The 12,093-nt window shown below is 58.6% G+C and carries 12 protein-coding genes; 6 read left to right on the top strand and 6 right to left on the bottom strand.

The window, feature by feature from the left end; all coding sequences use genetic code 11:
• From sirB2 to hemA, 4 genes are read right to left on the bottom strand one after another with little or no spacing between them, the layout of a single operon-like run.
• On the bottom strand, positions 1–393 hold the full coding sequence (gene sirB2, locus SP68_RS09925) for an invasion regulator SirB2 (protein ID WP_008804389.1): 393 nt from the start codon (positions 391–393) through the stop codon (positions 1–3).
• Positions 393–1,241 (bottom strand): peptide chain release factor N(5)-glutamine methyltransferase, encoded by an 849-nt coding sequence (prmC, locus tag SP68_RS09920; RefSeq protein WP_012541340.1) that lies wholly within the window; start codon positions 1,239–1,241, stop codon positions 393–395. Before prmC ends, sirB2 begins: the two co-directional genes overlap by 1 nt.
• Positions 1,241–2,323, bottom strand: a complete 1,083-nt coding sequence (gene prfA / locus SP68_RS09915; protein ID WP_008804387.1) for a peptide chain release factor 1 — start codon at positions 2,321–2,323, stop codon at positions 1,241–1,243. Before prfA ends, prmC begins: the two co-directional genes overlap by 1 nt.
• A gap of 42 nt (positions 2,324–2,365) precedes the next feature.
• Complete coding sequence (hemA, locus tag SP68_RS09910) at positions 2,366–3,622, bottom strand: glutamyl-tRNA reductase (protein WP_012541339.1); 1,257 nt, start codon at positions 3,620–3,622, stop codon at positions 2,366–2,368.
• A 271-nt stretch (positions 3,623–3,893) separates the two neighbouring features.
• On the opposite strand from hemA, the gene lolB reads away from it, so the two are divergent.
• The 4 genes from lolB (at position 3,894) to dauA (ending at position 8,414) form a co-directional block, all read left to right on the top strand.
• Positions 3,894–4,505, top strand: a complete 612-nt coding sequence (gene lolB, locus SP68_RS09905; protein ID WP_008804385.1) for a lipoprotein insertase outer membrane protein LolB — start codon at positions 3,894–3,896, stop codon at positions 4,503–4,505.
• On the top strand, positions 4,505–5,353 hold the full coding sequence (gene ispE / locus SP68_RS09900) for a 4-(cytidine 5'-diphospho)-2-C-methyl-D-erythritol kinase (protein WP_012541338.1): 849 nt from the start codon (positions 4,505–4,507) through the stop codon (positions 5,351–5,353). Before lolB ends, ispE begins: the two co-directional genes overlap by 1 nt.
• A gap of 183 nt (positions 5,354–5,536) precedes the next feature.
• The gene (prs, locus tag SP68_RS09895; protein WP_002910407.1) at positions 5,537–6,484 is read left to right on the top strand and encodes a ribose-phosphate diphosphokinase; all 948 of its coding nucleotides are present in this window, start codon (positions 5,537–5,539) and stop codon (positions 6,482–6,484) included.
• 250 nt (positions 6,485–6,734) lie between these two features.
• Entirely contained in the window at positions 6,735–8,414 is a 1,680-nt protein-coding gene (dauA, locus tag SP68_RS09890; protein ID WP_071582957.1) for a C4-dicarboxylic acid transporter DauA, read from the top strand.
• Here the strand turns inward: dauA and SP68_RS09885 are convergent, their stop codons facing one another.
• Both SP68_RS09885 and ychH read right to left on the bottom strand, forming a co-directional pair.
• Positions 8,415–9,461, bottom strand: a complete 1,047-nt coding sequence (locus tag SP68_RS09885; protein WP_016161326.1) for a MerR family transcriptional regulator — start codon at positions 9,459–9,461, stop codon at positions 8,415–8,417.
• Positions 9,462–9,681: 220 nt separating this feature from the next.
• Positions 9,682–9,957 carry a stress-induced protein YchH gene (ychH, locus tag SP68_RS09880; protein ID WP_002910437.1) on the bottom strand — a complete coding sequence of 92 codons (276 nt, stop codon included), beginning with the start codon at positions 9,955–9,957 and terminating at the stop codon, positions 9,682–9,684.
• A 272-nt stretch (positions 9,958–10,229) separates the two neighbouring features.
• Between ychH and pth the strand changes: the two genes are divergently transcribed.
• Entirely contained in the window at positions 10,230–10,814 is a 585-nt protein-coding gene (gene pth / locus SP68_RS09875; RefSeq protein WP_040968631.1) for an aminoacyl-tRNA hydrolase, read from the top strand.
• 117 nt (positions 10,815–10,931) lie between these two features.
• A complete protein-coding gene (gene ychF / locus SP68_RS09870; RefSeq protein WP_008804380.1) occupies positions 10,932–12,026 on the top strand; it encodes a redox-regulated ATPase YchF in 1,095 nt (364 codons plus the stop codon).
• Positions 12,027–12,093: the final 67 nt, after the last annotated feature.

Here is a 12,093-nt window from a genome sequence, read left to right as displayed (position 1 = left end):
CTACCCCAGTATCGGTATTCTTGTGATGGCGAGTTGAATGATAATAAACAACACCACCAGCGCCAGCAGGAACGCGATAAAACGGCTCTGCTGGCTGCGCGGACGACGGCGGCCCAGCGCGATAAAACCTAATGCGATGTAAATGATAACGCCAAACAGCTTTTCAGTCAGCCATGCGCCGTCTTCGGTGAACGGCAGGTAGTGCGTTATCGCCATTAAACCCGCACCGCTGAGAAACAGCAGCGTATCGCTGCAGTGCGGCGCAATTCGCACCCACCGCTGGTTCAGCAGCGGGCTCTGATGATACATCCACCAGTAACGTAAAACGAACAATCCTACCGACACCACCACGCTGGCGATGTGCAGGTAGAGGACAGCCGTGAATAAGTTCATCAGCCAACGTTCTCCATGTCGGGTAAACGTCCGAGAGTCAGACGTTCATTGTCGCCATAGTCGCGACAGGTCGCGACGTCGAGATAGCCCGCTTCGCGGAACAGGGCGCGAACCGCCTCGCCCTGGGTCCAGCCATGCTCCAGCAGCATCCAGCCGCCGGGCAGCAGATACTGCCGTCCCTCGCGGATAATCTGCGCCAGATCCGCCAGCCCCTGATCGGCAGCAACCAGCGCCGTCAACGGCTCAAAGCGCACATCGCCCTCGGCGAGATGCGGGTCGGCGGCGTCGATATAGGGTGGATTACTGACGATCATGGCAAAACGCTGCCCGGCCAGCGCGCTAAACCAGTCGCTTTGCCGTATCGTCACGTTAGCGATGTCCAGATGAGCGGCATTGCGCAGTGCCAGCGCCACGGCGTCCGGCATCACATCCACCGCGGTGACCTCGCAATCCGGACGCTCGCTGGCCAGCGCCAGAGCAATGGCGCCGGTCCCGGTGCCGAGGTCGAGAATACGGCACGGCACGGCAGGCAGTCGCGCCAGCGCCTGCTCCACCAGACACTCGGTATCCGGTCGGGGGATCAGCGTCGCCGGGGAGACGAACAGCGGCAGCGACCAGAACTCACGCTGCCCAATCAGGTGGGCAATAGGTTCTCCGCGCTGACGTCGCTGCAGGAGCGCCTCCAGCGTCGTCGCCTCGTCAGCGGACAGCGTCGTTTCGCCGAAGGCCAAAATCCAGGTGCGCGCCCGGCCGGTAACATGTCCCAGCAGGATCTCGGCATCGCGTCGCGGGCTGTCGCTTTCACGCAGCCGGGCGATCGCCTGCTGCAGCCAGGCCTGAAAGGTCATCATTCCTGCTCGGACAGCGCCGCCAGCTGATCGGCCTGATATTCCTGAACAATTGGCTCAATCAGCATATCGAGTTTGCCTTCCATGGTTTCATCCAGACGATAAAGCGTCAGGTTGATGCGGTGGTCGGTCACGCGCCCCTGTGGGAAATTGTAAGTGCGGTTACGGTCGCTACGATCGCCGCTGCCCAGCAGGTTACGGCGCGTGGAGGCTTCCGCCTGCTGACGCTTGGCCACTTCGGCGGCGCGGATACGCGCCCCCAGCACTGACAACGCCTTGGCTTTGTTTTTATGCTGGGAACGTTCGTCCTGACACTCCACCACGATGCCGGTCGGCAGGTGAGTAATACGGATAGCTGAGTCGGTGGTGTTGACGTGCTGACCGCCCGCGCCGGAGGAGCGGAAAGTATCGATGCGCAGATCCGCCGGGTTAATGTCCGGCATTTCGGCTTCCGGCAGCTCCGGCATCACCGCCACGGTGCAGGCGGAGGTATGAATACGCCCCTGCGATTCGGTGGCCGGCACACGCTGCACGCGATGGCCGCCGGATTCAAATTTCAGCCGACCGTAAACGCCGTCGCCGCTGAATTTGGCGATCACCTCTTTGAAACCGCCGTGTTCACCTTCGTTGGCGCTGAGGATCTCCACCTGCCAGCGACGCGATTCCGCATAGCGGCTGTACATGCGGAACAGATCGCCGGCAAACAGCGCCGCTTCGTCACCGCCGGTTCCGGCGCGCACTTCCACGAAAGCGTTACGCTCGTCATCGGGATCTTTCGGCAACAGCAGCACCTGCAGCTGTTGCTCCAGCTGGTCGCCTTTTTCTTTGGCGTCACGCAGCTCTTCCTGCGCCATTTCGCGCATCTCCGGATCGTCGAGCATCATCTGCGCAGTTTCGATATCCTCCTGCACCTGACGCCAGTCGGTATAGCAGCGCGCCACATCGCTCAGTTGAGCATATTCCCGCGACAGCGCGCGGAATTTATCCTGATCGGCAATCGTCGCGGCATCGCCGAGCAGCGCCTGCACTTCTTCATGGCGCTCGTACAACGCTTCCAGTTTGGCAACAATAGAAGACTTCATAGGCGTGAATTCACCCTGTCCTGAAAATAAGAGAAAGGTGCGCTATTCCAGCCCGAGGCTGTTGCGCAGAATATGCAGGCGTTCGTCGTCCCCGTCACGGGCGGCCTGCTGAAGAGATTTGGTTGGCGCGTGGATCAGGCGGTTGGTCAGCTTGCGGGCCAGATCCTGCATAATTTCCTGGGCATCACCGCCCTGCTCCAGCGCGGCCAGCGCCTTCGCGGTCAGCTCCTCACGGACCTGCTCAGACTGAGAACGGTATTCGCGAATCGTCTCGCTGGCGCTCTGCGCGCGCAGCCAGGCCATAAATTCGCTGGTCTCCTGCTCGACGATCGATTCCGCCTGCACCGCCGCGGCCTTACGCTGCGCCAGGTTGTGCTGAATGATGTTTTGCAGATCGTCGACGCTGTACAGGTAGGCGTTGGCCAGTTTGCCGACCTCCGGTTCGACATCGCGCGGAACGGCGATATCCACCAGCAGCATCGGCTGGTTACGCCGCGCCTTAAGCGCGCGCTCCACCATGCCTTTGCCGATGATCGGCAGCGGGCTGGCGGTGGAGCTGATAATAATGTCGGCCTCTTTCAGCCGTTCGTCGATATCGCTGAGGGCAATCACCTCGGCGCCCACTTCGTCCGCCAGCGCCTGGGCGCGTTCGCGGGTGCGGTTGGCAATCACCATTTTGCGCACGTGATGTTCGCGAAGATGGCGCGCCACCAGTTCGATGGTTTCACCGGCGCCGACCAGTAACACGGTGACGCTGGAGAGCGATTCAAAGATTTGCCGCGCCAGGGTACAGGCGGCGAACGCGACGGAAACGGCGCTGGCGCCGATATCGGTTTCGGTACGCACACGCTTTGCCACCGAGAACGACTTCTGGAACATCCGCTCCAGTTCGCTGACGTTCAGATGACCGCGGCTGGAATCAGCAAACGCTTTTTTCACCTGGCCGAGGATCTGCGGCTCGCCCAGCACCAGCGAATCGAGGCCGCTGGCGACGCGCATCAGATGGCTGACGGCGTCATTATCCTGGTGCCAGTAGAGGCTCTTACGCAGGTCTTCTTCGTTGAGGCCGTGATAGTTGCACAGCCAGCGGATCAGCGCTTCCTGCAGATTGTCCTGCTCTTCGACGCTGAGATAGAGTTCCGTGCGGTTGCAGGTCGACAGCACTACCCCCCCCTGCACCATCGGCTGAGCCAGCAAGCTCTCCAGCGCCTGATCGAGCGTTTCCGGCGAAAACGTCACACGTTCTCGCAGGTCGACCGGCGCTGTTTTGTGATTGATGCCAAGAGCTAAAAGGGTCATTGTGAGGGAGTAGTACCAGCGTTGCTAAGGTTAGTCTGAGTGCATCATACAGGATGCGCGTAATCAATAAAAGAGAGGCTCCCCTTTTGGAGTAATAGCCAAAGCAAGACCGCCATTAACGTTAATTTTTTGATTTCAGACAACTTGAACGTAGACGCTATCGCCCGGCGACGCTAGCATTAAGGGTTATAAATGTAACCTGCTACACAAATCGGCCCGCTGTTCCCCTGCCGCCGTTTTTCCCTGTAGACATCAAGGATTTGTCATCATTATGAATCGACTGTTCCGCTTGCTGCCGCTGGCCAGCCTCGTCCTCACCGCCTGTTCTCTTCATACGCCGCAAGGGCCTGGCAAAAGCCCGGATTCGCCGCAGTGGCGTCAGCACCAACAGGCTGTTCGCAGCCTCAACCAGTTCCAGACTCGCGGGGCGTTTGCCTATCTTTCCGATGAGCAAAAAGTCTATGCTCGCTTCTTCTGGCAACAGACCGGCCAGGACCGCTATCGCCTGCTGCTGACCAACCCGCTGGGCAGCACCGAGCTGTCGCTGACCGCGCAGCCAGGCAGCGTGCAGCTGATCGATAACAAAGGCCAGACCTACACCGCCACCGATGCCGAAGAGATGATCGGCCGCCTGACCGGGATGCCGATCCCGCTGAACAGCCTGCGCCAGTGGATCATCGGCCTGCCGGGCGACGCCACCGACTATTCGCTGGACGATCAGTACCGTCTGCGTGAACTTAACTACACGCAAAATGGCAAAACCTGGCACGTCACCTACGGCGGCTACACCAGCGATACCCAGCCAGCCCTGCCGTCTAATGTCGAGCTGAACAATGGCGCTCAGCGCATCAAGCTGAAGATGGATAACTGGATCGTGAAATGATGAGCCGCTGGCCCTCTCCTGCAAAACTGAATCTGTTTTTATATATCACCGGCCAGCGGGCCGATGGTTACCATACCCTGCAGACGCTGTTTCAGTTTCTCGACTATGGCGACACCTTGACCATCGAACCGCGAACTGACGGTCAACTGCGCCTGCTGACGCCGGTGGCCGGCGTGCCGGACGAGGAGAACCTGATCGTTCGCGCTGCGCGTCTGCTGATGCGTGCCGCCAGCGAAAGCGACCGCCTGCCGGCGGGTAGCGGCGCCGATATCAGTGTCGACAAGCGCCTGCCGATGGGCGGCGGCCTGGGCGGCGGCTCATCCAATGCCGCCACCGTGCTGGTGGCGCTCAACCATCTCTGGGGCTGCGGTCTCTCGGAAGAGGAGCTGGCGACCCTGGGCCTTCAGCTGGGGGCCGATGTGCCGGTCTTCGTGCGCGGCCATGCCGCCTTTGCCGAGGGAGTCGGCGAAATTCTGACACCGGTGGAGCCCGAGGAAAAATGGTACCTGGTGGCGCACCCGGGGGTCAGTATTCCGACGCCAGTCATTTTTCGCGATCCGGAGCTACCACGAAATACCCCGCGCCGGTCAATTAATACGTTATTAAATTGTGAATTCAGCAACGATTGCGAGCTTATCGCAAGAAAACGTTTTCGCGAGGTTGATGCAGCGCTTTCCTGGCTGTTAGAATATGCGCCGTCACGCCTGACCGGCACAGGGGCCTGTGTGTTTGCTGAATTTAACACCGAATCCGCTGCCCGTCAGGTGCTGGACACTGCCCCGGCATGGCTAAACGGCTTTGTGGCGCGCGGAGTTAACCTTTCGCCGCTCAAGCAGGCCCTGCTCTGAATCCTGCGCCGTGATGGCGCAACGATAACGAGTCAACCGGGGAAATTGAGTTACGGTGACAACGTCACCCTGTTCCAGACGTTGCATCGTGCTCTTTAAATACACCGACTGGATCGAATGGCGCCAGCCCGCACATTATTGGCCCACTCATCCACCACTGGACGCATGCCTGAGGTTCTTCTCGTGCCTGATATGAAGCTTTTTGCTGGTAACGCCACCCCGGAACTAGCACAACGTATTGCCAACCGCCTGTACACTTCTCTTGGCGACGCCGCTGTAGGTCGTTTTAGCGACGGCGAAGTCAGCGTACAAATCAATGAAAACGTACGCGGTGGTGATATTTTCATCATCCAGTCCACTTGTGCTCCCACCAATGACAACCTGATGGAACTGGTTGTTATGGTTGATGCTCTGCGTCGTGCTTCGGCAGGTCGTATCACCGCCGTTATCCCTTACTTCGGTTATGCTCGCCAGGACCGTCGTGTTCGTTCTGCTCGTGTGCCAATCACCGCGAAAGTGGTGGCAGATTTCCTGTCCAGCGTCGGCGTTGACCGCGTGCTGACCGTTGACCTGCACGCAGAACAGATCCAGGGCTTCTTCGATGTGCCAGTTGATAACGTGTTCGGCAGCCCAATCCTGCTGGAAGATATGCTGCAGCTGAACCTGGACAACCCGATTGTGGTTTCTCCGGACATCGGCGGCGTCGTGCGTGCCCGCGCTATCGCTAAACTGCTGAATGATACCGATATGGCTATCATCGACAAGCGCCGTCCGCGCGCCAACGTCTCCCAGGTGATGCATATCATCGGCGACGTGGCTGGTCGTGACTGCGTGATGGTCGACGATATGATCGACACCGGCGGCACCCTGTGTAAAGCGGCAGAAGCGCTGAAAGAGCGTGGCGCGAAACGCGTATTCGCTTATGCAACGCACCCGATCTTCTCCGGTAACGCTATCCAGAACATCAAAAACTCTGTGATTGATGAATTTGTCGTTTGCGATACCATTCCGCTGGCACCCGAAATTAAAGCGCTGGATAAAGTGCGTACTCTGACGCTCTCCGGTATGCTGGCTGAAGCTATTCGCCGTATCAGCAATGAAGAATCTATCTCTGCTATGTTCGAACATTAATCGAGCCGAGCATAAAAACCCGCTGCGGCGGGTTTTTTTGTCTCTGAATTTTTAATTCTTCCACAAAATCATTCGGCATGCGTCAAGGCGGCAAGTGAATGAATCCCCGGGAGCGTACAGGCAGTACGTGACCGGGGTAAATGAACGCAGCCAACACAGAGGCATCCCGAAGGATGACGTGGAAATGACCAATGCCTCCTTCACCTGCCATTTAGTTGACAGATGATGCGCTCATGGATGAAACATTATTGTGAACAGATTATTTTCCTCACATGTGATGCCTTTCCGCGCCCTCATCGACGCTTGTTGGAAAGAAAAGTACACCACCGCCCGCTTTACCCGCGATCTGATCGCCGGGATCACCGTCGGGATCATTGCGATTCCGCTGGCGATGGCGCTGGCGATTGGCAGCGGTGTGCCGCCGCAGTACGGCCTCTATACCTCAGCGGTGGCAGGGATTGTGATCGCCATAACCGGCGGGTCGCGCTTTAGCGTTTCCGGCCCGACCGCCGCCTTTGTGGTGATCCTCTATCCGGTTTCCCAGCAGTTTGGTCTGGCGGGGCTACTGGTGGCGACGCTGATGTCGGGGATCTTTTTAATTCTCTTTGGTCTGGCGCGCTTTGGCCGTCTGATCGAATATATCCCGCTGTCGGTGACTCTCGGTTTCACCTCCGGGATCGGTATCACCATCGGTACCATGCAGATTAAAGACTTCCTCGGCCTGCAGATGCCCCATGTGCCGGAGCATTACCTGCAGAAAGTGGCAGCGCTGGCGATGGCCCTGCCAACGATTAACCCCGGCGATGCCGCCATCGGCGTCGTCACTCTCGGCACTCTGATCCTCTGGCCGCGGCTGGGTATCCGTCTGCCGGGCCACCTTCCGGCGCTGCTGGCCGGCTGCGCGGTGATGCTGGTGGTTAATTTGCTCGGCGGCGATGTCGCCACAATTGGCTCGCAGTTCCACTATCAGCTGGCAGACGGCACTCAGGGCAACGGCATTCCACAGCTGCTGCCGCAGCTGGTACTCCCCTGGGATATGCCGGGTTCAAACTTTACCCTGAGCTGGGCCTCGCTGCAGGCTCTGCTGCCTGCCGCCTTCTCCATGGCGATGCTCGGCGCCATTGAGTCTCTGCTGTGCGCGGTGGTGCTTGATGGCATGACCGGTACCAAGCATAAAGCCAATAGCGAGCTGATTGGCCAGGGGCTGGGCAACATCGTTGCGCCGTTCTTCGGCGGGATCACTGCCACCGCGGCGATTGCCCGCTCGGCGGCGAACGTCCGCGCCGGCGCCACATCGCCGGTTGCCGCCGTGATCCACGCCCTGCTGGTGATCCTGGCGCTGCTGATCCTCGCCCCGCTGCTCTCCTGGCTGCCGCTGTCGGCGATGGCCGCCCTGCTGCTGATGGTGGCATGGAACATGAGCGAGGCGCATAAAGTGATCAACCTGCTGCGCCACGCACCGAAAGACGACATCGTGGTGATGCTGATGTGCATGTCGCTGACGGTGCTGTTTGATATGGTGATTGCCATCAGCGTCGGGATCGTGCTGGCCTCGCTGTTGTTTATGCGCCGTATCGCGCGCATGACCCATCTGGCGCCGGTCAACGTCGAGGTGCCAGACGATGTGCTGGTGCTGCGGGTGATTGGGCCGCTGTTCTTTGCCGCCGCCGAAGGCTTGTTCAACGACCTGGAGACCCGGATCGCCGGCAAGCGCATCGTGGTGCTGAAATGGGACGCGGTGCCGGTTCTCGACGCCGGTGGTCTGGATGCCTTCCAGCGCTTTGTGAACAAGCTGCCGGAAGGCTGTGAATTGCGCGTATCTAACCTCGAGTTTCAGCCGCTGCGCACGTTAGCGCGCGCCGGCGTCAAGCCGCTGCCCGGACGCCTGAGCTTCTACCCCGATCGTCAGGCCGCGCTGGCTGACCTGTGATCACCCGGCGGCAGGCCCCTGCGCCTGCCGCATCAAGGCTCCGGTCGCCTGCTGCAGCCAGCTCAGCACCGCCGGCGTCATCCAGGTGCCCTTCATCAAATGCGGCTCCTGCTCCATTGCCCGACGAAACTTCTGCAACGTCTGCGGCCGGGTACCGGCGTAGGACTGAAACAGTTCAAGCCACGCCCGGGCCAGCGCCTGACCCGACGCCGAGTCCGGCGCTACGCCCTCCCGGCACGCCTGATGCAGCTTCGCCACCAGCGCAGGCCACTCCTGTAGCCGGTCGAAATAGTGCCGGCGGGTGAACGCCATCTCCTCGTCGTCGAGGTAACGCGCCCAGATGGCCAGTTTGCTTTCGGCAAAGGCCTCGGTGACAAAGGCGATGATGGCCGGGGTGACGCCGGTCTGTTCAACCATTTGCGGCTCGGCGGCATGCATCTCGTTCAGGCGGGTCAGAAACTCCGGGCGCCCTGCCGTATCCTGCTCCAGGCGCTCCATCCAGCGCGTCGCCAGACTCATCGCCTGCGGACTGTCCGTCGGGCAGCCGCTCGCCATCAGCGTCTGCACCTCCTCTGTTAGCTCGCGCCACGCCTGCGCGCGCTGTTCATCCTGTGCCGCAAACGGCAGCGCGGCTAACTCCTGTTGACTAAACCAACGATCGTACATTTTCATTAACTCCAACGTCTGTAGCCAGGACTCCAGATCGGGTTCATTGCCGCCCGCCAGCGCCTCGCGCAGCACCAACAGCCGGTCGCGCAGCCTGCCGACATCGCGCAATTGGGCGTTGAGCGTCTCTATCTGCTGCGTCAGCAGCTCGGGTAGCGACAGCGTTTGCCGATCGAGATAGTCCTTGATGGTGGCGAGCGTCAGCCCGGCCTGCGCCAGCGCCTTTATCATATGCAGGCGCTGAACCGCGGACAGGTTATAGAGCCGATAGCCCGCCTCGCTTCTGGCCGAAGGCGTTAACAGCCCCGTCTGTTCATAATGATGCAGCGTACGCACCGTCATTCCGGCGCGCTTCGCCAGCTCTCCCACCTGAATTAACATGACTGCTCCTCTCTGTGGCCAGGTCCGCTACTCTGCTGCCTGACGTAACGTCAGGGTCAAGCGAAAACCTCATTAGCTATTCATTTTGGCAGCAACCTTAGCAGCACGGAGGTCAGGACGGAATGGGGTCGTATGGTGATGGAGAAAAGAGGAGGAAATAACGAGAGTCACAGGAAAACGCATCGGCCTTCAGGGGCCGATGCGGGAAATCATGCTACGGTTAGCTGTGGCGATGCTGATTACGACGGCAGCGTTTATCATAGTGGCGCACCCACCAGTAGCGGTCGCTGACCTGCTCGTGGCCGCCAATACGGGCACCGGCCAGCCAGAGCACGGCGCCAACGAAGATGCTTAAGATTGCGCCATGTGCAAAGAATTGCGGCAGGTTAAGCTGCGGAAGCTGGTTCAGAATGGAGTAGCCTACCCCCACAACCATCACCACCAACCCTAACCCCATGAGTACGTTACCGAGTAACGAAGCGTTTTTGCGTTTCATGTGTCACCTCCGGACTTTGGGTTGCCAGGGAATATCCCCAAATCTTATAGGTGTAGTATAGACAGGGTCCCTGCCCTGGAGTGCGCCCACGATCACATTAGTGAACACCGATTAGACAAATATTTACAAATAAGCCTCTGAACAATATCAAATTCTAATGATTCAGGTGGGTAATCATCAATGCTGGTATTGTCTCGTGGGCAGAACTTTGTCAAGCGCGCCCGCAGACAGTACACTACGCGGCAGAGAATGCCCCATGCAGGAAAGAAAACGTGACCATTAAACTGATTGTCGGCCTGGCCAACCCCGGTGCGGAATATGCCGCCACCCGGCACAACGCTGGCGCCTGGTATGTCGATTTACTGGCGGATCGCCATCGTGCGCCGCTGCGCGAAGAGAGCAAGTTCTTCGGCTACACCTCGCGCATCAATCTGGCGGGCGAAGACGTTCGCCTGCTGGTTCCTACGACGTTTATGAACCTCAGCGGTAAAGCAGTGGCTGCAATGGCGACCTTTTATCGCATTAACCCGGATGAAATTCTGGTCGCCCATGATGAGCTGGATTTGCCGCCCGGGGTGGCGAAATTCAAGCTTGGCGGTGGCCATGGCGGCCACAACGGCCTAAAGGACATCATCAGTAAGCTCGGCAATAACCCGAACTTTCACCGCTTACGCGTCGGGATCGGCCATCCGGGTGACAAAAACAAGGTTGTCGGCTTTGTACTCGGCAAACCGCCGGTCAGCGAGCAGAAACTGATTGATGATGCTGTCGACGAAGCGGCGCGCTGCACCGAAATCTGGTTAAAGGACGGGCTGACCAAAGCCACCAACCGCTTACATGCCTTTAAGGCGCAATAAGCCGTTGTCGTGCGGCATTTTTGCCGCGCACCGTGTATAATAGGCAAAGCTATTCAATTTTCTGCAATCTGTTGCTTATAACAGATTGATTATCCAAAGATTAAGGTGATTTAAATCATGGGATTCAAATGCGGTATCGTCGGTTTGCCCAACGTCGGCAAATCCACCCTGTTCAATGCGCTCACCAAAGCGGGTATTGAAGCGGCCAACTTCCCCTTCTGTACCATTGAGCCGAACACCGGTGTCGTACCGATGCCCGATCCGCGTCTGGACAAGCTGGCTGAAATCGTCAAACCGCAGCGCATCCTGCCGACGACGATGGAATTCGTTGATATCGCGGGCCTGGTGAAAGGCGCGTCCAAAGGTGAAGGTCTCGGCAACCAGTTTCTGACCAACATCCGTGAAACCGAAGCCATCGGCCACGTAGTTCGCTGCTTTGAAAATGACAACATTATCCACGTTAACAACAAAGTGGATCCGGCTGACGACATCGACGTTATCAACACCGAGCTGGCACTCTCCGATCTGGACACCTGCGAGCGCGCTATCCACCGTGTGCAGAAGAAAGCTAAAGGCGGCGATAAAGACGCTAAAGCTGAGCTGGCGGCGCTGGAAAAATGCCTGCCGCAGCTGGAAAATGCCGGCATGCTGCGTTCACTGAAAAACCTGACCGACGAAGACAAAGCAGCGATTAAATACCTCAGTTTCCTGACGCTGAAGCCGACCATGTATATCGCCAACGTCAATGAAGACGGTTTTGAGAATAACCCTTATCTCGATAAAGTCCGTGAAATTGCCGCCGCCGAAGGTTCTGTGGTCGTCGCCGTTTGCGCCGCCGTTGAGTCCGATATTGCCGAGCTGGACGACGCTGACCGCGACGAGTTTATGGCCGAGCTGGGTCTCGAAGAGCCAGGCCTCAACCGCGTGATCCGCGCCGGTTACGAGCTGCTGAATCTGCAGACCTACTTCACCGCTGGGGTGAAGGAAGTTCGCGCATGGACCATCCCGGTCGGGGCAACCGCGCCGCAGGCAGCCGGTAAGATCCACACTGACTTCGAAAAAGGTTTTATCCGCGCGCAGACCATCGCCTATGAAGACTTTATTACCTACAAAGGCGAACAGGGTGCAAAAGAAGCCGGTAAAATGCGTGCTGAAGGTAAAGACTACATCGTGAAAGATGGCGATGTGATGAACTTCCTGTTCAACGTCTGATCCCGCTGGCTGGCGTTTTCGCCACCACCGCGTCATAAAAATCCACGCAGCGGCGTGGATTTTTTTT

Origin of the sequence: Klebsiella variicola, from assembly GCF_000828055.2 — a bacterium.
GTDB classification, from domain to species: domain Bacteria; phylum Pseudomonadota; class Gammaproteobacteria; order Enterobacterales; family Enterobacteriaceae; genus Klebsiella; species Klebsiella variicola.
Note: the sequence above shows the minus strand (reverse complement) of the source record. Positions and strands in the feature narration are given on the sequence as shown.